This is a genomic window from Streptomyces sp. NPDC048258, from assembly GCF_043201995.1.
Lineage (GTDB): Bacteria > Actinomycetota > Actinomycetes > Streptomycetales > Streptomycetaceae > Streptomyces.
In genome coordinates this window covers 342,249-366,891 of record NZ_JBICZH010000005.1, presented here as the reverse complement: position 1 = coordinate 366,891, position 24,643 = coordinate 342,249, and the positions used below count along the sequence as shown (strand labels likewise).

The following is a 24,643-nucleotide window of genomic DNA, read 5'->3' as shown; positions in this document are numbered from 1 at the left end:
CGCGTAACTTCCCTGTGTTGCTACTCACCCGTAATTTGGCGGCAGCAGCGCCCCCTTGTGATCCGGATCACGGGACGAACCCCCACGCTCCATCCCCTTGAGTCGAGCCGCAAGGAGATCACACGATGCTGCCCTGGAGACGCCTGCTCCGCCCGCTGGCCGTCCTCGCCCTCACCGCCGCCACGCTCGTCGTCCCCACCGGCGCAGCGCAGGCGGCGTCCGCACCCAGCAGCGGATGGAACAACTGGTCCTGCAAGCCGTCCGCCGCGCATCCGCGCCCCGTCGTGCTCGTGCACGGCACCTTCGGCAACTCCGTCGACAACTGGCTCGGCCTCGCGCCGTACCTCGTGCACCGCGGGTACTGCGTCTACTCGCTCGACTACGGGCAGCTGCCCGGCGTGCCCTTCTTCAACGGGCTCGGACCCATCGACAAGTCCGCCGGCCAGCTCGACGTCTTCGTCGACAAGGTGCTCGCCGCCACCGGCTCCGCCAAGACCGACATCATCGGGCACTCACAGGGCGGCATGATGCCGCGCTACTACCTGAAGTTCCTCGGCGGCGCGGCCAAGGTCAACGCGCTCGTCGGGCTGGCCCCCGACAACCACGGCACCACACTGCTCGGCCTCACCCAACTGCTTCCGTACTTCCCCGGGGCCGAGGACCTGATCAGCAGCACGACCCCGGGCCTCGCCGACCAGATCGCCGGATCCGCCTTCCAGAACAAGCTGAACGAGGGCGGGGACACCGTGCCCGGGGTGAAGTACACGGTGATCGCGACCAAGTACGACGAGGTGGTCACGCCGTACCGGAGCGGGTTCCTGGACGGACCGAACGTGAAGAACGTCGTACTCCAGGACCTGTGCGTCCTGGACCTCTCGGAGCACGTCGCCATCGGTCTCACGGACCGGATCGCCTGGCACGAGGCGCTGAACGCCCTCGACCCGGCACACGCCGAACGGACCACCTGCGCGTCGGTCTTCGACTGACCGAAGCGCAGGCGGCCCGGGTCGTGAACCAGCGGCCGCGCCGACCTTCCCCGGCTACCGCTGGGAGGTGCCCCCGGTCGTACGGCGGCGGGCCACCGCGAACAGTACGGCGGCGCCGACGGCCAGGACGCCGGCCCCGGCGATCGCGATCGTCGGGGTGGCGCTGCTGCCGCCCGTCTCGGCGAGGTTGCGGTTCTGCGCGGACTGCGACGGGACCGGGGCGGCGGCGGCCTGCCCGTTCGTCTTCGGGTCGTTGTCGCCGTGGCCGCCGTGCTCCACCGTGGACTTGTCCGCGCCGTCGGCGATCTGCTGGTCCGTCGGGGCCGAGGGCGCGGAACTCGCACTCGCACTCGCGCCGGGCTTCGTGCTCGGCTTGGAGCTGGGCCCGGTGCTGGACCCGGTGCTGGACCCGGTGCTGGGCCCGGTGCTCGGCCCGGTGCTCGGCTTGGAGTCCGAACCGCCGCCGCTGTCCTTGCCGAAGACCACGTCCGAGCAGGTGTAGAAGGCCTCCGGGCTGTCCGAGCGCTGCCAGATGCTGTAGATCAGGTGGCGGCCGGACTTGTTGGGGACCGTGCCGGAGAAGACGTAGTCGCCGTTCTGCATTCCGGGGTCGGTGGCCTTCGCGAACGGCGCGGGCTCCAGGTCGGACCACTTCAACGGTTTCGCCGGGTCGTACCCGTCCTTCGTCACGTACAGCTCGAAGGAACCCTTGTGGGGTGCGGTCCCCTTGTAGCGGAAGGTGTGCGCGCCCGCCGTCATCGGGCTCGCCGGCCAGTCGGCGCGCGCCAGGTCCAGGCCCTGGTACTTGTCGTTGCCGGCGGAGCACAGCTGGCCGTTCGGGATCAACGCCCGGTGGTTCCCCGCCGCGTTGGCGATGTTCACCGCGTTCCAGTCGTAGAACGCCTGCGCCCCGCTCGCCGCGACCGCGGCCTTGCACGCCGCGGACCGTGGGGACTCCGGCCCCTCCGCGTAGCAGGCCGCCACCCGGCTGACCGGGTCCGTCATCGAGCCGTGGGCGGCCGCGGGAGCGGCGGCGTACGCGGCCACCGCGAGCGGGGCGAGGCCGGCAGCGGCGATACGGACGGCGGTGCGGCGTGCGGGCATGGGTGGATCTCCTTCGGGCGCAAGGCAGGGGTGCGCCAGCGGAATCGGAATCGGGCCCGTGGCGTGGCGCCGCCCCCCGGCGGCGCCACATCGGGCCCTTCCTGTCCTGGCTCAGCCAAGCTAGCCCCCCGAACCGCGGGTTCCCCCGGGTTCGGCCCCCTGGAGAGGATCCTTAGGATCCGCTTAAGGCAGGGGTAAGAAGCCGCTCAGGAAACGGGGTGACGAAGCCCGTTCGCCCACCGCCCTAGTGGCGCCGAGGGCGCGCCTTCGTGGTCTGAGCTCGGGCTTTGGCGGCGCGGCCGAAGGCGCCGAGAGCCGGCAGGCCGCCTATCACGAGGTCGCCGCTGATGCCGGCTCCTCAGGGTTCGTCTGCCTCGACCGCGTACACGTGGGGCTGTCCGCCTTGCCAAGCGATGGCCGGTGAGTTGCCGAGGACGAGTTCCTCCGGGTCGGGCAGGTCGAGGCGCCGCAGGAACTCGATCAGGTCCGCATCGGAATGGGCGACGCCGAGGACGGTGTCGACGCCGCGGATACGGATCACGACCCGTCGGCCGCCCGTCGGGGAGATCCGGTGTACGAGGATCGGCGCATGGTCCATGCCTCCAGCCTGTGGGGTCGTGGCTGGTCCGGCACCCCGAGCGCGCAGATCCGCAGCGCGGCGAGGCACTTGGCAGCGGGCGAAACCCGCAGCCGGCCGAGGCCGGAGCCGCCGGCCGAGAGGGGTCGGTCGATGCCGAAAGCAGCTACGACCCGTCATGGCCGAGGGCACTGAGGCCATGGACGAGATCTTCTCGGGGAATGCGGTGGCCCCCCTGTTCGGCTCCCAGGAGCCAAACAGGGGGGCGCCTGCGGCGTCGTTGACCTGCCGAAACGGACCGAACAGAGGATGCGTGCTCGTTACGGTCCGCTTGAGGCAGGGGCAAGAAGCCGCTCAGGAAACGCGGACGTGCGAGGAGGTACGGGGAGGTCAGCCCGTGCAGCCGGGGACGCTGCCGGGCGGGGCGCAGTTGTCCGGGCGGTTGTCGCGCACCGTGGTGCGGTCCAGCGTCACCGTGCCGTCGTTGTTGCGGATGCCGCCGCCGCTGCCGATGCCGCCGTTCGCGGTGTTGCGGCGTACCTCGGAATCGGTCAGGTTCACGGTGCCGCCGTCCGTGCGGATGCCGCCGCCCTGTTCGGAGGCCGTGTTGCGGGTCACCTTGGTGTGGTTCAGCGTCAGCGCGTTGGCGTTGATGATGCCGGCGCCGTTGTCGGCCCAGTTGTCGCGCACCTTGGAGCGGGTCAGCGTCGCAGAGCCGAAGTTGGCGAGGCCGCCGCCGTTGGCGGCGCTGTTGTCGTTCAGCGTGGATTCGGAGAGCGACAGCGTGCCCTGGTTGCGGATGCCGCCGCCGCTGTCCGTCGCGGTGTTGTGGCGCACCACCGAGCGGATCAGGTTCAGGGTGGCGCCGGCCTCGTTGAGGATGCCGCCGCCGTTGTTGGCCTGGTTGCCGGCCACCGTGGACTCGGTCAGCGTCAGCGTGCCGCGGTTGAGAATGCCGCCGCCGATGGGGCCGGGGATGGCGGCGTCGGGCTCGGTGACGGTACCGGTGCCGTTGACGATGGTCAGGTGGGACAGCCGCACCCGGACGCCCGGCGCGACGGTGACGGTCGAGCCGTCCCGGTTGCCGTTCAGGGTCGAGTACTTCTGACCGGTCACGGTCAGGTTGTTGTCGACGGAGAAGGTGAAGGGGCCGACGCAGGTCCCCTTCACCAGCAGCGTGTCCCCGGGGGCGGCGCTGTCGATCGCGGGCTGCAGGGCCAGCGGGTTGTGGAAGCAGTTCACCACCGTGGGACGGTCGTCGCCGGTGTCCGTGCCGGCGGCCGTGGCCGGGATCGCCCCGACCAGGCCGACCGCCCCCGCCGCTGCCGCCACCGTCGCCGTCGTCGCCCACCGGCGTGCTTGCTCGAGCATCCGTCATTCTCCTGTCTCCGTGCAGCGCGGAACGCCCGACGGCCTTCCCCGCTGTTGTCTCCGGCGCGCGCGACCCTGAGCGCCCACGCCGGAACAACCGATCCCCTTTTGGGCGGGGTCAGCCCCGGAGAGGGCCCCACGTCCCCCGAACGGCCCGGGACGATGACCGGTGTGGCCCACAAAACAGGGATGCGCGGGCCCGGCAGGTCCGCGCTACGCCAGGAGCGCGGGCAGGCCGCCCGGGGTCCGGGCCTGGTCGTCCAGGGCGTCGAGGGCCCGTACGGCCTGGGCGGCCGCCTCGGGGTCGCTCGCGGTGAGCCCGCTCTCCGCGAACTCGTCCTCGTCCAGTCGCAGCACCGAGGACCCGTCCGCCGAGACCCACAGGTCGAGGTCCAGGTCCTCCACGTGGATCTCCCCGCTCCGCACCACGGCCGGGCGGGTGACGTCGCAGTACCAGCCCTTGAGGACCCCGTCGCCGGTCCACACCTCCTTGACCGCGTACCAGCGGGTCCGCCAGAAGTGCTCGACGAACACGTCGCCCGGCTCGAAGCGGACGAAGCCGAAGTCGCGTACGCCCTCGGCCGCCCACGGGGCGCGTACCGAGATGCGGTCGCCGTCGTCGGCGACCCGCGCCGCCGGATAACGGATCTTGACTCGGCCCGCCTTGGTCAGGACGACGGTCAGTTGCTCGGTCACTCGGTCTCCAGCCTCTTCGTGTAGCGCGTCTCGGTCGCGCAGATCTCGTACCCGAACCACGTGTTGATGGCGAGCATCGGGCCGTTCCCGGCGTCGTTGCCGGTGAAGGCCTCCGTGTACCCGGCCTCGCGGGCCCGGTGCAGGGACACCGTCTTGGCGAGCTTGGCCAGGCCGCGGCCGCGGAAGGCGCGCAGGGTGCCGGTCATCGCCGAGCCGTAGCGGGTGGCGCCGTCGGTCCGGGCGGCGCTGAAGGCGGCCACCGTGCCGTCGACGAGGACGACGGTGGTCAGCTCCTTGTCCAGGGACGGGCTGTTCCAGGTCTGCGCGAGCCAGTCCTCGTAGTCGTCCAACTCGGTGACGACGTCGCCCGGTTCGTCGGAGGTCGTCTCCGCGTCAGCCTCGAAGAGCGGACGAGGGTCGGCGGCGAAGGCGGAGCCGGGACGCAGCTCGACCCCGGGCGGGAGGGTCTCCGGGAGCGGGGGCAGCGCGGCCGCCGTCAGGTCCAGGCGCAGGAAGTGCGCGGACCGGCTGGGCCGGTAGCCGTGCCGCTCGGCGAAGGCGCGGTGGGCGGGCTCGTCGAGGACCCATGCGTACGTGTCCACCGCGCCGTGGGCGGCGAGGTGGTCCTCGGCCGCGGCGAGCAGCAGGCGGCCGGCGCCGAGGCCGCGGTGCGCGGGGTCGACGTACGCGTTGACGTAAGAGTGGCCGGGCTCGGGGCTGTCGTACGCGATGCCGACCTGGGCGGTGCCGATGACGAGTCCCTCGTCGGTCTGGGCGACGAGCAGGCGGTAGTGCGCGGCGGGGTGGGCGGAGGAGAGCTCGAAGGCCACGCCCTCGGCTGTGGTGATCATGAAGGGCAGGGCCGAGCGGCGCACCCGTACGACGGACTCCGCGTCGTCTGCTCGGCCGGGCCCGCTCGGTCGGAGATCGCGGATGAGGACGTTCATGAGGCCGACGCTACGGGCGGACGCCCGTCCGGCGCCTCCCAATTATCCGGCGATGGGGGACAATCGGCCGCGTGACCTCGACAAACCTGAAGATCACCATCGACGGCTCGACGGGCTCGGCCGCCCCGTACGAACAGCTGCGCGCTCAGATCGCCGACCGGGCCCGGTCGGGGAAGCTGCCGGCGGGCTTCAAGCTGCCGACGGTGCGCGGGCTGGCGGAGGAGCTGGGGCTCGCCGCCAATACCGTCGCGAAGGCGTACCGGGCGCTGGAGGCGGACGGGGTGATCGAGACGCGGGGCCGGAACGGGACGTTCGTCGCGGCGGCGGAGGGCGCCTCCCGCGAGGCCGCGGCCGCCGCGCAGGCGTTCGCGGAACGGGCCCATCGCCTGGGCCTGACCGAGGCCGAGGCCCTGTCGGCCGCCGCCGAAGCCCTCCGGGCGCGGTACGCCGCCGACTAGCCGGCCGCTGGGCTCCGCAGGGCTGGGTCCGGTCCCGCTGCCGTGCGACCCTGCGGCCCGTCTGCCGGGGCTCCGCCCCAGGCCCCGCGCCTCAAACGCCGGCGAGGCTGGATCTGGCTGATGCCGTCCGCCCGGCCGGGCACAACCCAGCCCCGCCGGCGTTCGAGGCGCGGGGGTCTGGGGCGGAGCCCCAGGAGGCTCAGCCGCAGGCGGCACACGGCCGCAGCCAGGCGCAGCCGCCGAGCCCGTAGCCGCCGCTACAGGTAGAGGCCGGCCTCGGACGAGTGCGGCTGCGGCGGGAGTACGGCCGCCGGCCCCGTGCCCCGGCGGAGGGCGAAGAGTTCGGCCAGGCTGGCGCCCTCGCGGGAGACGCCCTCGTCCGTGCCCAGCCAGTCCACCGCCTCCCGGTGGGTCAGCCGGCCCACCTCGATGCGGGCCAGGCACCGGCCCGGGCGGACCACCGCGGGGTGGAGGCGTTCGAGGTCCTCGTTGGTCGTGACGCCGACCAGGACGTTGCGGCCCTGGCCCAGCAGACCGTCCGTCAGGTTGAGGAGACGGGACAGCGCCTGCCCGGCGGTGTGCCGGGCCTCGCCCCGGATCAGCTCGTCGCAGTCCTCCAGCAGCAGCAGCCGCCAGCGGCCCTTCGCCGTGCCCTCCTCCTCGCCGATCGCGATGTCCATCAGGTAGCCCACGTCGTTGAACAGCCGCTCCGGGTCCAGGACGCAGTCCACCTGGCACCAGTCCCGCCACGACCGGGCCAGCGTGCGCAGCGCGGAGGTCTTGCCCGTCCCCGGCGGGCCGTGCAGCAACAGCAGCCGGCCCGCGATGTCGTCCGGGGTCACCTTCATCAGCCGGTCCATCGCCCCGGCCACCGGCGCCGTGTAGTTGGACCGCACCTCGGCCCAGGTCCCGGCCGCGATCTGGCGGGTCGTCCGGTACGGGCCGCGGCGCGGGGAGACGTACCAGAAGCCCATCGTGACGTTCTCCGGCTGCGGTTCGGGGTCGTCCTGCGCCCCCTCCGTGGCCTTGCCCAGCACACCGGCGGCGAGTTCGTCGCTGACCGCCGTCACGGTGACGTCCGCGCCCCGGCTCCAGCGGGAGACGAGCATGGTCCAGCCCTCGCCCTCGGCGAGCGTGGCGCTGCGGTCGCTGTCGCGCGCCGCGCGCAACACGCTGGCCCCGGGCGGCAGCAGGGTGACGCCCGGCCTGACCCGGTCGATCGACACGCTGTGCGAGAACGGCTGCTCGCCGGACGCGAACCGGCCGAGGAACAGCGCGTCGACGACATCCGACGGCGAGTCGCTGTCGTCGACGTTGAGCCGGATCGGCAGCGCGTCATGCGGGTTGGCTGGCATGGCGCCCATGATCCGGCACGAGTTGCCCTCATGCACCCGTGTTTCGCCGGATCGGGTGGCCGGGTTCCCTCTTCAAACGCATCGGGAGTGAAGATTCGGGCCGCAACCCTGCCCCGAATATTCTTGGCATGAACACTTCCAGCCAAGCCCGGCTCCTTGTACCACGGACTCAGGAGTAACCCCCACAAGGAGCCGCACACATGAGCATGAGACTCCCGCGCTTCGCCGCCCTCGCGTCGTCCCTCTTACTCGCCGCGGGCGCCGCCCTGTTCGGCGCGGGCCAGGCGGCCGCCGCCGCCCAGGCCGACTTCGGCTACGTCGCCCTCGGCGACTCGTACTCCTCCGGCGTCGGCGCCGGCAACTACGACAGCGCCAGCGGCGCCTGCAAGCGCACCACCCGCGCCTATCCGGCCCTGTGGGCCGCCGCCCATGCCCCGCAGACCTTCTCCTTCGCCGCTTGTTCGGGCGCCCGTACGGGTGATGTCCTCTCCGGCCAGCTCGGCCCGCTGAACTCCGGCACCGACCTGGTCAGCATCACCATCGGCGGCAACGACGCCGGATTCTCCGACGTCATGACGACCTGTGTGCTCCAGTCCGAGTCCACCTGCGTCAGCCGCGTCAACCAGGCCAAGGCGTACGTGGACTCCACCCTCCCCGGCCAGCTCGACCAGGTCTACAACGCCATCGACAGCCGCTCGCCGAACGCCCACGTCGTCGTGCTCGGCTACCCCCGCTTCTACAAGCTGAACGGCACCTGCGCCACCGGCCTGACCGAGGGCGAGCGCTCCGCCATCAACGGCGCCGCCGATCACCTCAACGCCGCCATCGCCAAACGCGCCGCCGACCACGGCTTCACCTTCGCCTCCGTCGCCGCCGCCTTCACGGGCCACGAGATCTGCTCCGGCGACGCGTGGCTGCACAGCGTCAACTGGCTCAACATAGGCGAGTCGTACCACCCGACCGCGGCCGGACAGTCCGGCGGCTACCTGCCGGTCTTCACCAACGCCGCCTGAGGCGCTAGGAACCGACAGAGGGCTCCGCCGTCGGCGGAGTCGGTGACGTACTCGCGCCAGGGGAGGGGGCCCCGCTCGTCGGGGTCGCCTTCTCGCAGGTCACGGAGGTGGTCACCCACTGGGTCGCCACCTCCGCCGGCCCCCGTACCTCCAGCCGGACCGCGTCCTCGAAGGTCGCGTCCGGTACGTGCGTGAGCTCGGTGTGCTCCAGCCGCCGGCTCCTCGGCCCGCCCTCCTCGTACGTGACGGTCTGCCAGCCCGGGCCGGAGGTCTTCCCGCTCCGCGTGGCCCAGCGGTACTCCAGCCGAACCGGAGCGCGCTCCACCTCGACCGTGGCGGTGAAGGAGGGCGCGCGCTCCGCGGGCGGCGGGCAACTGCCGCTGTAGGAGGCGCGCACGGTGTCGACGTACACCGAGACGTGCTGCCCGGGGGACGGCGACGCCGAGGGCGACGCCGAGGCGGACGGGCCCGTCGAGGCGGGGGTGGTGGCGGCCTGGGCGCTGGTCGGCGGGCCGGTCGGGCCGACGCCTCCGCCGTCGCCGCCCCCGTCCTCCCGGTCCTTCAGCAGCAGCCACCCCAGCGCGGCCAGCGCCAGCAGCAGCACCACGATCCCGACCGTGAGCACCACCCCGGCCCGGCCGTCGCGCGGCGCCGCCGATGCCGGCCCCGAAACCGGCCCCGGCATCGGCGGCGTGGGCTCCCCGTACGGCGACCGCCGCGGCTCCTGCCGGTGGTCGTGGTGGTGGTCGTGGCCGTGGTGATGCGCCGTGGCCGTCGGCGAGTCCGGCCCCGACACCGGCCCGCCGGAGGCCCGTACGACCCCGCCCGCGCCCACCACCCGCAGCATCCGGGCCGCCTCCGCCGCGGGCAGCCGCTCAGCCGGGTCCTTGCGCAGCAGCCCCTCCAGTACGGGCGCCAGCGGCCCGGCCCGGCGCGGCGGCGGCGCCTCCTCGTCGACCACGGCCCGCAGCGTGTCCAGCGGAGTCTCCCGCCGGAACGGCGAAACCCCCTCGACGGCCGCGTACAGCATGACCCCGAGCGACCACAGGTCCGACTCGGGACCCGGTTCGCGCCCCAACGCCCGCTCAGGCGCCAGGAATTCGGGAGAGCCGACCACCTCGCCGGGCATGGTGATGGTCGAGGACCCCTCCAGACTCGCGATCCCGAAATCGCTCAGCACCACCCGGCCGTCATTGGCGATCAATACGTTCCCTGGCTTCACGTCCCGGTGCAGCACCCCCGCGTCGTGCGCGGAGCGCAGCGCGGCGAGCACCTGCTCCCCGAGGTGCGCGGCGCGCTGCGGGGTCAGCGGCCCCTCGGCCTCCAGTGCGTCGGCCAGCGTGAGCCCGCGCACCAGCTCCATCACGATCCACGGCCGGTCGTCCTCGGAGGCCACGTCGTAGACCGTGACGACCCCGCGGTGCGAGACCCTGGCCGCCGCCCAGGCCTCCCGCTCCAGCCGCCGGTACATCCGCCGCAGTTCGGCGGGCTCGATTCCGGCGGGCGCCCGTACCTCCTTGACGGCGACCTCGCGGGCCAGCACCTCGTCCCGGGCCCGCCACACGATGCCCATCCCGCCGCGGCCGAGGGGCTCCAGGAGCCGGTACCGGCCCGCGATGACACGATCGGGGCTCGATTCCCCGTCCACGCCGGCCACATTCCCACTCACGTGAGCCCCCTCATGTGTGCTCCCGCCCGCCCGTGTGTCACGAGGTGATCACTCCAAGTTAGCGCAGTGCGCACGATGTGGCCCCTGTCGTGACGTGACTCGCGCGAGGGCCCTCCGCGCCCGGCGCGCCTGTGCGGAGAGTGACGGTCGACTCCACTGAGTAATCGTCAACTCCCCGTAGGCATAGGGGTAATTCACACCACCGGGATACCCGAGCGCGACGCGGGGGCGATAGGGTTAACCTGCCCGGGCCGGGTGCCCTCGTACGGGTGGGGAGAGAACATGGAACAGATAGCAATGCGCAGCAGGCCGCCTCGCGTGCCTGCCATCACCTGCGGCAGCAACGCGACCAGCTCGCGCCTCGACCGCCATCTCGCCGTGCTGGGCGGACCCGCCGTCCCGCACCGGGAGACCGCCGAGGCGACGCTGCTGATGCGCGAGCTCACCTCCCGCGACCACACGCACCGCCTGCGGAGCCGGAGCGCGCGCGTCTCGCTCTTCGCGCCGCTGCGCCGTCTGCGTCGCACGCTCTTCGGCAGCCGCCGCTCGTAACTGTCCCCCCACGTCACAGCCGTTCCGTCCCCGGCCTCGTCCTACGCGACCACACCGTCCCGGCGCAGTTCCGAGATCTGCGCGCCCGTCATCCCCAGGGCGCGCAGCAGGGTCTCGGTGTGTTCGCCCAGCGCGGGCACCGCACCCATGTGCGGTGCCGCGCCGCCCGGCAGCCCGATCGGCGGCAACAAGGCCCGCAACGGGCCGGCCGGTGATCCCACCTCCCGCCAGCGGTCCCGGGCCGCCAGCTGCGGATGCGCGGCCAGCTGGGCCACCGAGTTCAGCCGCGCGCAGGCGATGCCCGCCGCCTCCAGCCGTCCGATCGCCTCGTCCGCGCCCAGCCGGCCCAGTGCCTCCGCCACCACCGCGTCGGTCTTCTCCCGGTTGGCGGTGCGCGCCGCGTTCGTCGCGTACGCCGGGTCCTCGGCCAACTCGGGCCGCTCCAGCACCTGTTGCGCGAGCCGCCGCCATTCCCGGTCGTTCTGCACCGACAGCAGCACCCGGTCCCCGTCGGCCGTCGCGTAGGCGTCGTAGGGCGCGATCACGGCATGCGCGAGGCCGGTGCGCACGGGCTGCTCCCCGCCGTGCATCGTGTGGTGCAGCGGATGCCCCATCCACTCGGCGAGCGCGTCCAGCATGGACACCTCCACCCTGCCCCCGCGCCCGGTGACCCCGCGGCGCAGCAGGGCGGCGAGGACCCCCGAGAAGGCGTACATGGCCGCCGCGATGTCCGCCGCCGGGATCCCCGCCTTGACGGGCTGCTCCGGCGTGCCGGTCACCGAGACCAGGCCCGCCTCGCACTGCACGAGCATGTCGTAGGCGCGCTTGTGGGAGTACGGGCCCTCGGCGCCGTAGCCGGACACGTCCACGGCGACCAGCCGCGGGTAACGCGCGCACAGCGCGGCCGAGTCGAGCCCGAGCCGGGCCGCGGCGCCCTGCGCGAGGTTCTGCACGAACACGTCGGCGCCGGCCAGCAGACCGTGCAGGACCTCCCGGCCGCGCGGGTCCTTCAGGTCGAGCGCGATCGACTCCTTGCCGCGGTTCGCCCACACGAAGTGCGAGGCGAGGCCGTGCGCGGCGGTGTCGTAGGCACGCGCGAAGTCGCCGCCGTCGGGGCGCTCGACCTTGACCACCCGGGCGCCGAGGTCGGCGAGCTGGCGGGTGGCGAAGGGGGCCGAGACGGCCTGTTCGACGGCGACGACGGTGATGCCGGCCAGGGGGAGCGGTTCGGGTGCGGCGCTTTCGGTGTCCATGGCACCGATGCCTATCCCGTCCGACCCCGGCCTGTCACCCCCTGCGGGACGTCGGCCGATGTCAGCCCGCCGTGCCGCGGGCGAACCGCCGGGTGGCGAGCGGCGCGAACAGCAGGAGCAGCAGCGCCGACCAGAGCAGCGCCCCGGCCACCGGATGCGCGACCGGCCAGGCGGCGCCCGCCGCGGCTTCGGCCGCCTCGCCGCCGACGTTTCCGCACAGATCGCGCACGGCGGTGGCGACGGCGCTGATCGGGTTCCATTCGGCGACCGTACGCAGCCACCCGGGCAGCCCGGCGGTCGGCAGGTACGCGCTGGACAGCATCGGCAGGACGAAGGTGGCGCTGCCGAGCTGGCCCGCGGCCTCCTCGCTCTTGCTCAGCAGGCCGAGGTAGGTCCCCACCCACGCGGTGGCGAAGCGGAACAGCAGGAGCACGCCCAGGGCCCCGAGCGCGCCCGGCAGGCCGTTCTCGATGCGCCAGCCCATCGCCAGCCCCACCAGCATCAGCGGCACCATGGAGAAGCCGGTGGTCAGCAGGTCCGCGGCGGTCTGTCCGAGCGGTACGGCACTGCGGCTCATCGGCAGGGTACGGAAGCGGTCCATCACCCCGCGGTGGGCGTCCTGCGCGGCGGTGAACATGCCCGTCATCAGGCCGTTCGCGGCGGTCGCGGCGAGCAGTCCCGGGACCAGGAACTCGCGGTACTCCGCGCCCGGCATGGCGAGCGCGCTGCCGAAGACGTAGCCGAAGAACAGCAGCATGGTGATCGGCATGGTCTGGGTGAGGATCAGCAGCGCCGGGGCGTGCCGGGCCTTCTGGAGCTGGCGGGTGAGGACGGCTCCGCCGTCGGACAGCAGGGTGCTCATGCCGCGTTCTCCTTCTGGGCCACGGGGGCGGGGATGCGGGTGAGGCGCAGGAACACCTCGTCGAGGGTGGGCGGGCGCAGGCTCGCGTCGGTGACCGGGACCCCGGCCGTGTCGAGTTCGCGGATGATCCGGGGCAGGGTGAGCCCGGAGTCGAGCACGGTGACGCCGACCGTGAGCCGTTCCTCGTCGAGTGCCGGCCGGCCGCCGGTGAGCTGGTCCAGTACGACGGCGGCGTCGGCGAGGGCCTCGCGCGCGGCGACGGCCACCTCGGCGTACGCGCCGATCCGGGCCTTGAGCTCAGCCGGGGTGCCGGTGGCGACGGCCCGGCCCCGGTCGACGACCACGATGTCGTCGGCGAGCCGGTCGGCCTCCTCCAGGTACTGGGTGGTCAGCAGCACCGTGGTGCCCTCGGCGGCGAGGTCCCGTACCGCGGTCCAGATCTGCTCGCGGGCCGCCGGATCCAGGCCGGTGGTCGGCTCGTCCAGGAAGAGCACGCGGGGGCGGGTGATCAGCCCGGCGGCCAGGTCCAGGCGCCGCTTCATCCCGCCCGACCAGGTGCCCGCCACCCGGTCGGCGGCCTCGCCGAGTCCGAAGCGTTCCAGCAGCCCGTCGGCGCGCTCCCGGCCCGCGGCGCCGCGCAGTCCGGCGAGGCGGGCGAAGAGCCGCAGGTTCTCGCGGCCCGTCAGCTCCCCGTCGACGGAGGCGTACTGGCCGGTGACCCCGATGGCGCGGCGGACGACCGCGGGGTCGCGGGTGACGTCGTGGCCGGCGACGAGGGCGCGGCCGCCGGTGGGGGTGGTGAGGGTGGTGAAGATCCGGACGGCGGTGGTCTTGCCCGCGCCGTTGGGGCCGAGGAGACCGCAGACCGTGCCCTCCGGCACGGCGAGATCGAGGCCGCGCAGGGCATGGACCTCCCCGTAGTTCTTCTCCAGGCCTTCACTAAGTACGGCGTACGTAGTTGTCATGTGCGGCACCCTATCGCACTACGTACGGTGTACGTAACTAAGATGGTGGCGAGACGACGAGGTGATCTGAGCGATGACTGCCGGCGGGCGACCCGCTGAACCCGAAGTGATCTGGGCCCGCCCTCAGCGGGCCGGCCGCGGACCCCGGCCCGCGCACAGCCGCGAGTCGATCGCCGGCGAGGCGGTGCGGATCGCCGACGAGGAGGGGATCGAGTCCGTCTCCATGCGGCGCGTGGCGGCCGGGATCGGCGCCGGGACGATGTCCCTCTACAACTACGTGCCGCGCAAGGACGACCTCTACGAGCTGATGGTCGACGCGGTCAGCGGCGAGTACGAGTTCCCCGCGCCGACCGGCGACTGGCGGGCCGACCTGCTCGCGCTGGCCCGCCAGACGCGGGCGCTGATGCACCGGCACCCGTGGCTGCCCCGGCTGCTGAGCCCCGTCCACGGCTTCAGCCCCAACGCCCTGCGGTACCTGGAGCACAGCCTCGAGTGCCTGGCGCCGCTGGAGGCGGCGGACGGCGAGAAGCTGGAGCTGATCGCCGCCGTCAACGGCATGGTGGCCACCTACGTGGCGGGCGAACTGGCACTGGCCGAGCGGGCCCGGGCGCTGCCCTGGAGCGAGGCCGAGGAGCAGGGCGTACGGGCGGCGTGGCTCGGCTCGCGGCTGGCCACGGGGCAGTACCCGCGGCTGGCGGCGGCCCTCACAGGCGGCGCGGCGCCGATCACCGAAGCGGGGCCGGAACTGGTCGCGGCGTTCGACCGCTCGCTGTCGCGGCTGCTGGGGGCGTGGGGGGCGTAGGGCTGCTGCCGGGGGGCCGGGGGGCCGGGGGCCGGGGTGTCCGCGTGCCAGGGTGCCCGGGTCCCGGGTCCCGGTCCCGGGTTTCAGGTCCGGGTTCCGGGTTCGGGCTCCGGATCCGGGGTTTCAGGTCCGGGTTCCGGGTTCGGGCTCCGGGTCCGGGTTTCGGGTCCGGGTTTCGGGACCCGGGCTCCGGGTCCGGGTTTCGGGACCCGGGACCCGGGACCCGGGTTTCGGGTCCGTTCGGGGTTCCAGTCCGGGTTCGGGCTCCGGGTTCGGGTGCCGGGTCCCGGGTTTCGGTCCGTTCGGGACTCCGGTCCGGGTTCCGGGTTCGGGTTCCGGGTCAGAGCAGGGCGAACTGGCCGCCCGGGCCCTCCTCCTGGTGGTCCAGGACCGAGGCCGGGCGCCGGGCCCAGCGCGGCGGCGGCAGCACCCCGGCCGCGCGCAGCTCCCCGGCGGACAGCCCGGGGCCCGGCTCGAACCCGGCCCGCTCCGCAGCCAGATCGGCCAGCAGCGCCAGAGTCGTGATCAGGGCCAGCAGCTCCGAGGTCCAGGCCTGCGGCCACTCGGCCGGACCCAGCGACTCCAGCCCGTCGGCGTCCGGGTCGCGGTGCGCGCCGCGGGCGGCGAGCCACGCCTCCAGCACCCGCACGCCCTGCGCCTCGTACTCCCACGCCCCGGCCGGTACGGGGGACACAGTCCCGCCGCCGAGGCCCAGCGTTTCGCTCCCGGGGTCGTACGCGAGCTCGTGCGGCCACGCCGTCAGCGCCGAGCGGACGTACGGGCGGCGTCCGCCGGGCAGCCGTGGCGGCTCCCCGCCGCGTGCTCCGCGCAGCTGGACCGTGAGCAGCCGGTGGCCCAGCTCCAGCCCGGCCCGCCAGCGCTCCGGGTCGGCCGCGAGCGGGACCTCGTACCCCCGCGGCCCGGGGCGGCCCGCCGCGAGGATCCAGCACAGCACGTCCTCGGGGGTCACCCAGCCGCCGTACCGCTCGCCCAGCAGCGGCAGCAGGCCGGGCGCGAGATTCGGCTCGGCGCCGCCGGGGCGCCGGTGCAGCGGGCGGATCCGGCCGAGCCGGCCGGCCGGGAGGTGCGCGGTGACCAGCAGGTCCGGGGTCTCCACGGTGAACAGCTGATGCTCGTCCAGGACCCGCCAGAGCTCGGGGCGGGCCATGTCGATGAGCCGCTGGTCGGGCAGCAGCCACTGCTCGTCGAAGGGGTCGCGGAGGACCCGTACGGGCTCGGGGCACGGGCCGGGCGCGTCGGCGAAACGGGTGGTCGCCGAGCGCTGGCCGGGCAGCGCGGCGGCCCCGGCCTCGGGCGTACGGCTGCGGCTCGGGCGGAACAGCCGCTCCCGCTCGGCGGCTTCGGCGCCGGTCAGGGCCGCCCAGCGGGCGCGCAGGGCCGCCGGACCGGGCGCGGCCACCCAGTTCCGGCCCAGGCGCAGGCTGCCCACGGCCCAGGGCATCAGATCGTCCAGCAGCGGAAGGTCGTCGCTCACGCCGCCGATGGTAGCGACGGGATCCGGTGGCCGGGCTGCGTCCAGGCCGAAGCGTTACGCTCCTTATGTAGGCATACGTCGCATGCGTACCGTATCGACCGAGGAGACGGTCATGAGTCAGTACGACGAATACTCGACTCCTTCGCAGGCCGAGGGCGAGCGGCTCGACGAGGACATGGACGAGGCCCAGCGCAAGCAGCGGCACCCCCAGACGATGCGGACGACGCCGTCCCAGGCGGAGGGTGAGCGCACGACGGAGGACGACGAGAAGTAGCCGTACCGGTACCGATCGCCGTTCAGTGTGCGTCGACCGTCACCGTGAAGGAGAACCGGTCGCCGCGGTAGCGGATCCGTGCCACGTCCACCACCCGGCCGTCCTCGTCGTAGGTCACGCCCGTGTAGTGCAGGATCGGGCTGAGCAGCGGGACCTGGAGCAGCTCGGCCGTCTCCGGGTCGGCGAGCCGGGCCTCCACCGTGTCCGTGATCCGGCTGATGCGCACCCCGACGACGTCCCGCAGGACCTTCGTCATCGGCCACCGTTCGAGATCGGCCAGATCCACCGCCTCCGCGAACTCCGGAAGGACCGCGTTCTCCACCCAGTTCGTCGGCTCGCCGCTCGCGCGGTCGTGCCGCAGGCGACGGTAGGTGACCACCTCGGGCGTGTCCGGGAAGTGCGCCAGCAGCTCCCCGGACACGGCGGTGCGCCCGTGGCCGAGAATCGTCGTACGGTCACCCGACTGCTGCGCCACGATCGCGTCGACCGAGCCCAGCAGCCGCACCGGGGCGCCGCGCAGCGCCCCCGGCTCGATGAACGTGCCGCGCCGCCGGTGCCGGCTGATCAGGCCCTCGCCCTCCAGCTCCTTGAGCGCTTGCCGCATGGTCAGCACGCTCACCCCGTAGTGCTCGGCGAGCTGCTCCTCCGTGGGCAGGCGCAGCGAGGCGTCCGGGGTGCGCCCGAGTATCGAGGCGCGCAGCGACTGCGACACCTGGTACCAGAGCGGCAGTTTCCGGTTCAGCACCAGGGAGTCGGGGGCGAAGGCGGTCACGGGTGGTTCTCCGTACGGCTGGACGGGGGCGGCGTGCGACGTGTGGCGGCGCAGGCGAGCGTACGCAGCTCGGGTCAGGCGCGGAAGTGGCGCTGCAGACCCTGCCACACGTCGTCGTAACCGCGCTGGAGGTGATCCGCGCCGGCCGCCTGGGCGGTGGCGGTGATCGGCCAGCGGGTCTCGAACATGAAGGCCAGGCCGTCGTCGATCTTCTGCGGCTTCAGCTCGGCGGCGCTGGCCCGGTCGAAGGTCTCCCGGTCCGGGCCGTGCGCGGACATCATGTTGTGCAGCGAGCCGCCGCCGGGCACGAATCCCTCGGCCTTGGCGTCGTAGGCGCCCTCGATCAGGCCCATGTACTCGCTCATCACGTTGCGGTGGAAGTACGGCGGGCGGAAGGTGTCCTCGCCGACCAGCCAGCGCGGGGCGAAGACCACGAAGTCCACGCCCGCCAGGCCCGGGGTGTCGGAGGGCGAGGTCAGGACGGTGAAGATGGACGGGTCGGGGTGGTCGTAGCTGATCGAGCCCAGGACGTTGAAGCGGCGCAGGTCGTAGACGTACGGGACGTGGGTGCCGTGCCAGGCGACGACGTCGAGCGGCGAGTGGTCGTAGGTGGCCGACCAGAGGTTGCCGCAGAACTTGTTGACGACCTCGGTCGGGCGCTCGCTGTCCTCGTACGCGGCGACCGGGGCGCGGAAGTCCCGTGCGGCGGCCAGGCCGTTGGCGCCGATCGGGCCCAGGTTCGGCAGCTCGAAGGGCTGGCCGTAGTTCTCGCAGACGTAGCCGCGCGCGTCCGGGTCGAGGAGCTCGACGCGGAAACGGACGCCGCGGGGGACGAGGGCCATCTCGCCCGGCCGGACGGAGAGCAGGCCGAGCTCGGTGCGCAGGAGCAGCCCGCCGCGCTCGGGGACGATCAGCAGCTCGCCGTCGGAGTCGCTGAACACCCGGTCGGTCATGGGGGAGTTGGCGGCGTAGAGGTGGATGGCCATGCCGGCGCGCTGGCCGGCGTCGCCGTTGCCGCCGAGGGTCCACAGGCCGGCCAGGAAGTCGGTGCCGGGGGCCCGGTCGGGCAGCGGGTTCCAGCGGAGCCGGTTGGGGTCCGCCGCGGCCTCGGTGAAGGGCGCGGTGCGCAGGGAACCGTTGTCGGTCCGGGTGAAGGGCGGGTGCGCGGCCGAGGGCCGGATCCGGTAGAGCCAGGAGCGGCGGTTGTGGGTGCGCGGCTCGGTGAAGGCGGAGCCGCTGAGCTGCTCGGCGTAGAGGCCCAGCGGTGCGCGCTGGGGCGAGTTCCGGCCGAGCGGCAGCGCGCCGGGGACGGCCTCCGAGCTGTGCTCGTTGCCGAAGCCGGTGAGGTACTCCAGCGCCTCCGCCGTCTTCCTGGCCTGCTCGCTGCCGTTGCCGGCCTGCTCGCTCATGTGCTGCTCCCGCTCCGTCGAAGGAATCCTATGGGTGACAGTAGGATTCCGCGGCCCGCCCGTCAACGGTGTCCTCGTGGCGGGTCCCTCGTGACGGCTCGTTCGCGTCCCTTGTGGCGGGTCCATCGCGTCCCTCGTGACGGGTGGCTCGCGTTCCTCGCGGCGGGTCCCTCGCGTCCTCGTGACGGGCTCCTCGGGCCCCTCGTGACGGCTCCCTCGTAACGGGTCCCTCGCGACGGATTCGCGCAGAGGGGGATCCCAAAAGATGAACATTGCTCTACTCTCACGCGCATGTCGTGGACCCGCAGGTTCCCTGCCGTGCCGGCGGCGCTCCTCGCCGCCCTCCTCGCCCTCCTGTCCCTCCTCGCCGCCGCGTCCGCCGCCCGCGCGCACGAGGAGCGCCCCGTCGCCCTCCCCGACGGCTCCGGATCCGTGCCCGAGTACCGCAGGGCCGAGCCCGACCTGGTGGTCTGCAAGACCGGCCGGCCCGAGTTCGAACGCCGGATCTCCGCCTTCCCGCAGGGGCTCAGACAGCGGAACCTCGCCCTGTACGAGCGGTGCGAGAAGAGCGGCTACCGGCACCTCCAGGAGGCCGTCGACGCCGTCGACCGGCCCGGGATGAACATCGCGATCCTTCCCGGCCTCTACGAGGAGGAGCCCTCGCTCGGGGCGCCGACGGGGGAGTGCGCGGAGCTGAAGGCCCCGAACTCCTCGCTCGGCTACCAGATCCTGACCTACGAGCAGCAGGTGGCCTGCCGCCACAACCAGAACCTCGTCGCCATCCTCGGCAAGACGAACCTGCAGATCGAGGGCACGGGCGCCTCCCGGCTGGACGTGATCGTCGACGCCAAGTACCAGAAGCTGAACGCCATCCGCGCCGACAAGTCCAACGGCATCTACTTCCGCAACTTCACCGCCCAGCGCACGACCTTCAACTCGCTGTACGTGCTGGCGGGCGACGGGTTCGTCATCGACGACGTGCTGACCCGGTGGAACGACGAGTACGGCTTCCTCACCTTCGCCAGCGACCACGGGCTCTACAAGAACTGCGAGTCGTACGGCAACGGAGACTCCGGCATCTACCCCGGCAGCGCCTCGAACATCAACGACGGCCGGGGCTACGAAGTGCCCCGCTACTCGATCGAGATCACCGGCTGCCACAGCCACCACAACATGGTCGGCTACTCCGGCACCGCGGGTGACTCGGTGTGGGTGCACGACAACGAGTTCGACCAGAACATGGGCGGCGCCTCGATGGACAGCGCCTTCCCCGGCCACCCCGGGCTCCCGCAGAACCACGCCAAGTTCGAGCGGAACCTCATTCACGACAACAACCAGGACTACTACGGGTACGTCGCCGACGGCACCTGCGCCAAGCCGCCGGTCGAGCGCGGCTACGAGCGCGGCGTCGTCTGCCCGCAGATCTCCATGCCGCCGGGCACCGGCATCATCACCGCGGGCGGCAACTGGAACATCTACGAGAACAACTGGGTGTACGGGCACCAGCGCGCGGGCTTCTTCCTCAGCGCCGTCCCGGCCTTCATCCGCGGCGAGGAGAAGTGGTCGAAGCAGGCCGACACCTCCCACCACAACCGGTACGCCGGGAACACCCTGGGCAAGGACAAGTCCGGAGCCGCCCGCCCCAACGGCATGGACGTCTGGTGGGACGGCCAGGGACGCGCCAACTGCTGGCAGGACGGCCCCGACGGCTCCACCCCGGGCACCGTGCCGCAGTGCGGGGAGGCGCGCGGAGTCGTCACCGGCGCGTCGGCCCGTCTGGTCGGCGAACCGGTGAAGCTGGTTCAGCTGCTCGTCTGCGCGGACTACAGCGTCCAGGCGCGCAAACTCCCGGCCGGCTGCGACTGGTACGGCGCCCGCGGTCTGGAACGGGTGGAGACCCAGATCGTGCTCGCCGTCGCGGGCGTCCTGCTCCTGGTCGGCGGGGTGCTGTGGTGGCGCCGTCTGCGCGGCTCGCGCCTGGGCACGGCGGCGTCGCTGCTGGGCCTGGCGGGCCTGGCCCTGGACGTGGCCGGCTCCACGACCGGGCTGGTCGCCACCTTCGTACCGGCACTGGCGCTCCTCCTCCTCGGCCTGTGGTGGACGGGTGTGGGCCTGGCCCTGCGGCCCACCCGCCCGTGGCTGGCCCGCCTGACCCTGCTGCTGGCGGGGCTCACCCTGCTGGACGCCTTCGACAAGGCGGTCCTGATGATCCCCTGGACCCCCCTGAGCCCCGCCTGGGTACGGGCCCTGGTCGCCGTCGTCTGGATCCTGTGGGCGGTCGTCGCCTCGGCCCGCCCCGGCACCCCGGCCCGGCCCTCAGGCCCCGGCGGCGACCCGGCGGGCGACCGCGCCCCGGTCCCGGCCGCCCCGACCCCGGCCCTCAGCACGACAGCCCCCGAACCCCCACCCACCACGGATCCCGCCCCGACCGGCACCGCGGACCCCACGCCATGACCACCCACCAGCCCGCCCCGCCCCCAACGCCCCGGCCCGTTCCTCGGCCCCGCGCCGTGACCACCCACCAGCCCGCCCCGGCTCCGGGGCGCCGGCCCAAGCCTCGGCCCCGTGCCGTGGCCGCCGGCCCGGCGACCCCGGTCCCAGGGGGCCGGACCGTGCCTCGGACCTGCGCTGTCACCGCCCGCCAGGCGGCCCTAGGGCGCCGGTCCGTTGCCCGGACCCGCGCCGTGACCGCCCACCAGGCCGACCCGGCCGCAGGAGGCCAGCCGTGACCGACCGGCCCGACGACCGCGTCCGATGCGACGCCTGCGGTACGCCGCCCAGCCCGCCCCGCGGACCGGGCCGGACCGCCCGCACCGCGGCCCTGCTCGCCCTCGTGCTGTTGCTCGCGTCCGGAGCGGCGACGGGCTGCGGCGGGCGGGCCACCACCCATCACAAGCCCGGCACCACCCACGAGCAGGCCTCCGGGAGCACGGGCACCCTGCTCACCACCGACGACGGCACCGGCCACCGGCTCCGCGAGGTCCCGGCCGAGGGCGCGCCGGAAGTGCGGCTCACCGCCCGCCCGGACTCCGAGGACGGCTGGAACCTCCAACTGTCGGTGCAGAACTTCCGCTTCACCCCCGACAGCACCGGCGGTGCCGCCCTCCCGGGCGCCGGCCACGCCCACCTGGAGCTCGACGGCCGCAAACTGGCCCGGCTGTACGGCCCCTGGTTCCACCTGCCCGCCGCGCAGGTCCCCGAGGGCGCGCACACGCTGACCGTCCGCCTGTACGCGGACGACCACACCGCCTGGGCGGTGTCCGGCAAGCCGGTAGAGGGCACGACCCAGCTCGCCGCCGCCCCGGGCCAGCCCGGCGGACACAGCCACGGCGACGCCTCGCCGGAGCAGGCCGACCGGACGGTCGCCATCACCGTCCGGGACGGCAAGGTCAGCCCCGCCCCCGCCCGCACCGAGCTGCGGCGCGGCGAGCGGGTCGCCCTGCGCGTCACCAGCGACCGCGCGGACACCCTGCACGTCCACGGCTACGACAAGGAACTCGCCCTGCCCCCAGGCCAGGAGGCCACCCTGATCCTGACGGCCGACCGCACCGGCCTCTTCGAGGTCGAGACCCACGAGTCCGCCCTCGTCCTGACTCAACTCCTCGTCCGATGATCCCGCCACCACCCGCGATGACGCCGCCGAAGCCGCACCCGCTGCCGCCACCACCCGCGATGCCGAATTCGCACTCGCTGCCGCTGCCGCTGCCGCTGCCGCTGCCGCACCCGCACCCGCTACCTCCGGCCGTGGCCGGCGCCTCGACCCCATGGCCGAGCCCCCATGCGGTCGCCACCCGGCCACCCGGGGGCGGGCCCACCCCCGGGCGGACCCCGGCCGCCGGCGCACGGGCCGCCTCCGCCGGGGGAGCGGACCAAGTTGCCGTGCCCCTCGTCGGCTTCGCCCTGCCCCCCGGACGCTGGCCCGCGTCCGGGATGCCAGGTCGAAGCCTGTGCGGGACACCGCCCCGGGTGGGTCGGTGGTGACCCCCGTCGGGCCGGGCGCCGGCCCGGGCGCAGGCGGTGGCGGCGACGGCCAGGGCGTGGTCCCACACCTGGCCGATCCGCTCACCGCGCTCGCGCACGGGATCGGTTCCCAGCACGATCTGCCGATCTCTCCCTTCTACGCCTTCGCCGGTGCCTTCGCCGCGCTCTTCGTCTCCTTTCTCGCCCTCGGCCTGCTCTGGTCCACCTCCCGCTTCCACGGCGACCGCTCGGGTCGCGCCCTGCCCGCCGCCCTGCAGCGGGCCGCCGACGCGCCCGCCACCCGCACCGCCCTGCGCGGACTCGGGCTCGCCGCCACCCTGGCCGTCCTCCTTCACCTCCTCCTCGGTCCCGACGACCCCGCACGCAACCCCGCTCCCGGCGCCGTCTACGTCCTCCTCTGGGTCGGCCTCGTCCCCGCCTCCCTCCTCCTCGGCCCCGTCTGGCGCCTGCTCAACCCGCTCCGCACCCTGCACCGCCTGCTCCGCCGAGCCCGACGCCGCCCCGGCTCCGACCACCCCCTCCCCACGCGTCTCGGCCAATGGCCCGCCGCCGCCGGGCTGTTCGCCTTCACCTGGCTCGAACTCGCCGCTCCCGATCCGGCATCCACCACCACCCTCCTCATCGCTCTCACCGTCTACGCCACCACCCAGCTCCTGCTCGCCGCCCGTTTCGGCGAGCGCTGGTTCGACGACGGAGACGCCTTCGACGCCTACTCCGCCCTCCTGGCCCGCCTCTCCCCCCTCGGCCGTCGCAGCGACGGCCGTCTGGTTCTCCGTAACCCCTTCCACGGACTCGACGCGACGCCCGAGCGGCCCGGACTCGTCGCCACCGTCTGCGTCCTGCTCGGCTCCACCGCTTACGACGGCTTCTCCGACAACCCCTCGTGGATCAACACCCTGCAGACCTCCCCCCTCGGCCGCACCCCCACGGCCACCCTCGGACTTCTCGCTTCCGTCGCCCTCGTCGCCACCCTGTACTGCCTCTGCGCCCCGGCGACCCGCCTCGTCAGCGGCCCGCACCCCGGCCCGCTGACCGCCTTCGCGCACTCACTCGTGCCGATCGCGCTCGGCTATCTCATCGCCCACTACTTCTCCCTTCTCGTCACCGAAGGACCACGCACAGTAAGCATGGCACTCGGCACTGACAACGCCCCCGAACCCGTCCCGCCCCTGGGTCCCGGCGGGCTCGCCGCCCTCCAGGTCATCGCCGTCGTCACCGGTCACGTACTCGGTGTGATCGCCGCCCACGACCGTTCCGTCCGCCTCTTTCCGCCCGCGAGGGCGGTGGCCGGCCAACTGCCGCTGCTCGCGCTGATGATCACGTACACCATCGGCGGGCTGAGCCTCCTGTTGAACTGAGGCCACCGCTCGACAGAAAAGCGAGGAACGGCATGATGGACCCCGTGCCTCCCGCCCACTCCCTGCGCCGCACTCCGATCCAGCAGCGCAGCGCCGACCGGCTCGCCCGGATCCTCGACGCCTGCGCCGAACTGCTCGACGAGACCGGGTACGAGAACCTCAGCACCCGCGCCGTCGCCCTGCGCGCCGGCGTGCCGATCGGCTCGGTCTACCGTTTCTTCGGCAACAAGCGGGCCATGGCCATCGCCCTCGCCCACCGCAACCTGGACCACTACGCCGACGGCATCGCGGACCGGCTCGCCGACCTCCCCGCCACCCACTGGCGGCCCGTCGTCGACGCCGTACTGGACGAGTACCTGGCCATGAAGCGCAGCGTCCCCGGTTTCGCGCTCGTCGACTTCGGCGTGCCCGCGCCGCCGCCCGACGGCCCGGAGGCCGACCCCAACCACCTGGTCGCGGCCCGACTCACCGAACTGCTCTGCGCCCACCTCGGCCTGACCCCCGACGCCACCCTGGAGCGGGCTGTACTGGTCGCGGTCGAGGCCACCGACGCACTGATCCAACTGGCCTTCCGCGCCGACCCGGCGGGGGACCCCGGCATCGTCGCCGAGACCCGGGCGATGATGCACGCCTACCTGTCCCGCGTGCTGGACTGAACCCCCGCGCCGCCCGGGCCGCGTCCCCCGACCCGGGCCGCGTCCCGTCCCGACTCCAGGCCGCACCCGACCCGGGCTGCGTCGGTCC

General features: G+C 73.4%; 23 protein-coding genes. 10 read left to right on the top strand and 13 right to left on the bottom strand.

Features of this window, described 5'->3' with window-relative positions:
• Positions 1–125 precede the first annotated feature (125 nt).
• Positions 126–986: an esterase/lipase family protein gene (locus ACGFYQ_RS15420; RefSeq protein ID WP_393743917.1), complete on the top strand. Its 861-nt coding sequence runs from the start codon at positions 126–128 to the stop codon at positions 984–986.
• Between the two features lie 54 nt (positions 987–1,040).
• On the opposite strand, the gene ACGFYQ_RS15415 is transcribed toward ACGFYQ_RS15420, so the two are convergent.
• The 5 genes from ACGFYQ_RS15415 to ACGFYQ_RS15395 form a co-directional block, all read right to left on the bottom strand.
• Positions 1,041–2,090, bottom strand: coding sequence for a lytic polysaccharide monooxygenase (locus ACGFYQ_RS15415; protein ID WP_393743915.1), 1,050 nt, complete (start codon positions 2,088–2,090; stop codon positions 1,041–1,043).
• A gap of 358 nt (positions 2,091–2,448) precedes the next feature.
• Positions 2,449–2,688 carry a hypothetical protein gene (locus ACGFYQ_RS15410; protein WP_393743913.1) on the bottom strand — a complete coding sequence of 80 codons (240 nt, stop codon included), beginning with the start codon at positions 2,686–2,688 and terminating at the stop codon, positions 2,449–2,451.
• A gap of 369 nt (positions 2,689–3,057) precedes the next feature.
• On the bottom strand, positions 3,058–4,038 hold the full coding sequence (locus ACGFYQ_RS15405; protein WP_393743911.1) for a hypothetical protein: 981 nt from the start codon (positions 4,036–4,038) through the stop codon (positions 3,058–3,060).
• Positions 4,039–4,251: 213 nt separating this feature from the next.
• Positions 4,252–4,734, bottom strand: a complete 483-nt coding sequence (locus ACGFYQ_RS15400) for a DUF402 domain-containing protein (protein WP_393743909.1) — start codon at positions 4,732–4,734, stop codon at positions 4,252–4,254.
• Positions 4,731–5,681 carry a GNAT family N-acetyltransferase gene (locus tag ACGFYQ_RS15395; RefSeq protein WP_393743907.1) on the bottom strand — a complete coding sequence of 317 codons (951 nt, stop codon included), beginning with the start codon at positions 5,679–5,681 and terminating at the stop codon, positions 4,731–4,733. Before ACGFYQ_RS15395 ends, ACGFYQ_RS15400 begins: the two co-directional genes overlap by 4 nt.
• A gap of 71 nt (positions 5,682–5,752) precedes the next feature.
• Here ACGFYQ_RS15395 and ACGFYQ_RS15390 point away from each other — a divergent pair, with 71 nt between their 5' ends.
• The gene (locus ACGFYQ_RS15390; protein WP_393743905.1) at positions 5,753–6,139 is read left to right on the top strand and encodes a GntR family transcriptional regulator; all 387 of its coding nucleotides are present in this window, start codon (positions 5,753–5,755) and stop codon (positions 6,137–6,139) included.
• A gap of 257 nt (positions 6,140–6,396) precedes the next feature.
• On the opposite strand, the gene ACGFYQ_RS15385 is transcribed toward ACGFYQ_RS15390, so the two are convergent.
• Entirely contained in the window at positions 6,397–7,494 is a 1,098-nt protein-coding gene (locus tag ACGFYQ_RS15385) for a DUF5925 domain-containing protein (RefSeq protein WP_393743903.1), read from the bottom strand.
• A gap of 206 nt (positions 7,495–7,700) precedes the next feature.
• On the opposite strand from ACGFYQ_RS15385, the gene ACGFYQ_RS15380 reads away from it, so the two are divergent.
• Positions 7,701–8,507, top strand: a complete 807-nt coding sequence (locus ACGFYQ_RS15380) for an SGNH/GDSL hydrolase family protein (RefSeq protein ID WP_393744063.1) — start codon at positions 7,701–7,703, stop codon at positions 8,505–8,507.
• Between the two features lie 4 nt (positions 8,508–8,511).
• Here the strand turns inward: ACGFYQ_RS15380 and ACGFYQ_RS15375 are convergent, their stop codons facing one another.
• Positions 8,512–10,176 carry a serine/threonine-protein kinase gene (locus tag ACGFYQ_RS15375; protein WP_393743901.1) on the bottom strand — a complete coding sequence of 555 codons (1,665 nt, stop codon included), beginning with the start codon at positions 10,174–10,176 and terminating at the stop codon, positions 8,512–8,514.
• A gap of 282 nt (positions 10,177–10,458) precedes the next feature.
• Here ACGFYQ_RS15375 and ACGFYQ_RS15370 point away from each other — a divergent pair, with 282 nt between their 5' ends.
• On the top strand, positions 10,459–10,728 hold the full coding sequence (locus ACGFYQ_RS15370; protein ID WP_374773277.1) for a hypothetical protein: 270 nt from the start codon (positions 10,459–10,461) through the stop codon (positions 10,726–10,728).
• Positions 10,729–10,769: 41 nt separating this feature from the next.
• Here the strand turns inward: ACGFYQ_RS15370 and ACGFYQ_RS15365 are convergent, their stop codons facing one another.
• From ACGFYQ_RS15365 to ACGFYQ_RS15355, 3 genes are all read right to left on the bottom strand, one after another.
• Positions 10,770–11,981, bottom strand: coding sequence for a CaiB/BaiF CoA transferase family protein (locus ACGFYQ_RS15365; RefSeq protein ID WP_393743898.1), 1,212 nt, complete (start codon positions 11,979–11,981; stop codon positions 10,770–10,772).
• A gap of 61 nt (positions 11,982–12,042) precedes the next feature.
• Complete coding sequence (locus ACGFYQ_RS15360) at positions 12,043–12,843, bottom strand: ABC transporter permease (protein ID WP_393743896.1); 801 nt, start codon at positions 12,841–12,843, stop codon at positions 12,043–12,045.
• A complete protein-coding gene (locus ACGFYQ_RS15355; RefSeq protein ID WP_393743894.1) occupies positions 12,840–13,808 on the bottom strand; it encodes an ATP-binding cassette domain-containing protein in 969 nt (322 codons plus the stop codon). The genes ACGFYQ_RS15360 and ACGFYQ_RS15355 overlap by 4 nt, the downstream gene beginning before the upstream one ends.
• Positions 13,809–13,881: 73 nt before the next feature.
• On the opposite strand from ACGFYQ_RS15355, the gene ACGFYQ_RS15350 reads away from it, so the two are divergent.
• Entirely contained in the window at positions 13,882–14,610 is a 729-nt protein-coding gene (locus tag ACGFYQ_RS15350; protein ID WP_393743892.1) for a TetR/AcrR family transcriptional regulator, read from the top strand.
• Positions 14,611–14,950: 340 nt separating this feature from the next.
• Here the strand turns inward: ACGFYQ_RS15350 and ACGFYQ_RS15345 are convergent, their stop codons facing one another.
• On the bottom strand, positions 14,951–16,072 hold the full coding sequence (locus ACGFYQ_RS15345; protein WP_393744061.1) for a type ISP restriction/modification enzyme: 1,122 nt from the start codon (positions 16,070–16,072) through the stop codon (positions 14,951–14,953).
• A gap of 145 nt (positions 16,073–16,217) precedes the next feature.
• Between ACGFYQ_RS15345 and ACGFYQ_RS15340 the strand changes: the two genes are divergently transcribed.
• A complete protein-coding gene (locus ACGFYQ_RS15340) occupies positions 16,218–16,379 on the top strand; it encodes a hypothetical protein (RefSeq protein WP_393743890.1) in 162 nt (53 codons plus the stop codon).
• Positions 16,380–16,401: 22 nt separating this feature from the next.
• Here ACGFYQ_RS15340 and ACGFYQ_RS15335 read toward each other — a convergent pair whose 3' ends face one another.
• The gene (locus ACGFYQ_RS15335; RefSeq protein WP_328924906.1) at positions 16,402–17,151 is read right to left on the bottom strand and encodes a GntR family transcriptional regulator; all 750 of its coding nucleotides are present in this window, start codon (positions 17,149–17,151) and stop codon (positions 16,402–16,404) included.
• A 74-nt stretch (positions 17,152–17,225) separates the two neighbouring features.
• Complete coding sequence (gene hmgA / locus ACGFYQ_RS15330) at positions 17,226–18,560, bottom strand: homogentisate 1,2-dioxygenase (RefSeq protein WP_393743888.1); 1,335 nt, start codon at positions 18,558–18,560, stop codon at positions 17,226–17,228.
• 291 nt (positions 18,561–18,851) lie between these two features.
• Here hmgA and ACGFYQ_RS15325 point away from each other — a divergent pair, with 291 nt between their 5' ends.
• From ACGFYQ_RS15325 to ACGFYQ_RS15310, 4 genes are all read left to right on the top strand, one after another.
• A complete protein-coding gene (locus tag ACGFYQ_RS15325) occupies positions 18,852–21,014 on the top strand; it encodes a right-handed parallel beta-helix repeat-containing protein (protein WP_393743886.1) in 2,163 nt (720 codons plus the stop codon).
• Between the two features lie 367 nt (positions 21,015–21,381).
• Complete coding sequence (locus ACGFYQ_RS15320; protein ID WP_393744059.1) at positions 21,382–22,173, top strand: hypothetical protein; 792 nt, start codon at positions 21,382–21,384, stop codon at positions 22,171–22,173.
• Between the two features lie 424 nt (positions 22,174–22,597).
• Positions 22,598–23,899: a hypothetical protein gene (locus ACGFYQ_RS15315; protein ID WP_393744057.1), complete on the top strand. Its 1,302-nt coding sequence runs from the start codon at positions 22,598–22,600 to the stop codon at positions 23,897–23,899.
• Positions 23,900–23,934: 35 nt separating this feature from the next.
• A complete protein-coding gene (locus ACGFYQ_RS15310; protein WP_393744055.1) occupies positions 23,935–24,555 on the top strand; it encodes a TetR/AcrR family transcriptional regulator in 621 nt (206 codons plus the stop codon).
• Positions 24,556–24,643: the final 88 nt, after the last annotated feature.

Excerpts from the sequence above, each read along its gene's own strand:
- ACGFYQ_RS15365 (WP_393743898.1), bottom strand. The coding sequence starts at position 11,981 with ATGGACACCGAAAGCGCCGCACCCGAACCGCTCCCCCTGGCCGGCATC.
- ACGFYQ_RS15355 (WP_393743894.1), bottom strand. The coding sequence starts at position 13,808 with ATGACAACTACGTACGCCGTACTTAGTGAAGGCCTGGAGAAGAACTAC.
- ACGFYQ_RS15405 (WP_393743911.1), bottom strand. The coding sequence starts at position 4,038 with ATGCTCGAGCAAGCACGCCGGTGGGCGACGACGGCGACGGTGGCGGCA.
- ACGFYQ_RS15350 (WP_393743892.1), top strand. The coding sequence starts at position 13,882 with ATGACTGCCGGCGGGCGACCCGCTGAACCCGAAGTGATCTGGGCCCGC.
- ACGFYQ_RS15370 (WP_374773277.1), top strand. The coding sequence starts at position 10,459 with ATGGAACAGATAGCAATGCGCAGCAGGCCGCCTCGCGTGCCTGCCATC.
- ACGFYQ_RS15385 (WP_393743903.1), bottom strand. The coding sequence starts at position 7,494 with ATGCCAGCCAACCCGCATGACGCGCTGCCGATCCGGCTCAACGTCGAC.
- ACGFYQ_RS15380 (WP_393744063.1), top strand. The coding sequence starts at position 7,701 with ATGAGACTCCCGCGCTTCGCCGCCCTCGCGTCGTCCCTCTTACTCGCC.
- ACGFYQ_RS15415 (WP_393743915.1), bottom strand. The coding sequence starts at position 2,090 with ATGCCCGCACGCCGCACCGCCGTCCGTATCGCCGCTGCCGGCCTCGCC.
- hmgA (WP_393743888.1), bottom strand. The coding sequence starts at position 18,560 with ATGAGCGAGCAGGCCGGCAACGGCAGCGAGCAGGCCAGGAAGACGGCG.
- ACGFYQ_RS15360 (WP_393743896.1), bottom strand. The coding sequence starts at position 12,843 with ATGAGCACCCTGCTGTCCGACGGCGGAGCCGTCCTCACCCGCCAGCTC.
- ACGFYQ_RS15310 (WP_393744055.1), top strand. The coding sequence starts at position 23,935 with ATGGACCCCGTGCCTCCCGCCCACTCCCTGCGCCGCACTCCGATCCAG.
- ACGFYQ_RS15345 (WP_393744061.1), bottom strand. The coding sequence starts at position 16,072 with ATGCCCTGGGCCGTGGGCAGCCTGCGCCTGGGCCGGAACTGGGTGGCC.
- ACGFYQ_RS15340 (WP_393743890.1), top strand. The coding sequence starts at position 16,218 with ATGAGTCAGTACGACGAATACTCGACTCCTTCGCAGGCCGAGGGCGAG.
- ACGFYQ_RS15420 (WP_393743917.1), top strand. The coding sequence starts at position 126 with ATGCTGCCCTGGAGACGCCTGCTCCGCCCGCTGGCCGTCCTCGCCCTC.
- ACGFYQ_RS15395 (WP_393743907.1), bottom strand. The coding sequence starts at position 5,681 with ATGAACGTCCTCATCCGCGATCTCCGACCGAGCGGGCCCGGCCGAGCA.
- ACGFYQ_RS15410 (WP_393743913.1), bottom strand. The coding sequence starts at position 2,688 with ATGGACCATGCGCCGATCCTCGTACACCGGATCTCCCCGACGGGCGGC.
- ACGFYQ_RS15325 (WP_393743886.1), top strand. The coding sequence starts at position 18,852 with ATGTCGTGGACCCGCAGGTTCCCTGCCGTGCCGGCGGCGCTCCTCGCC.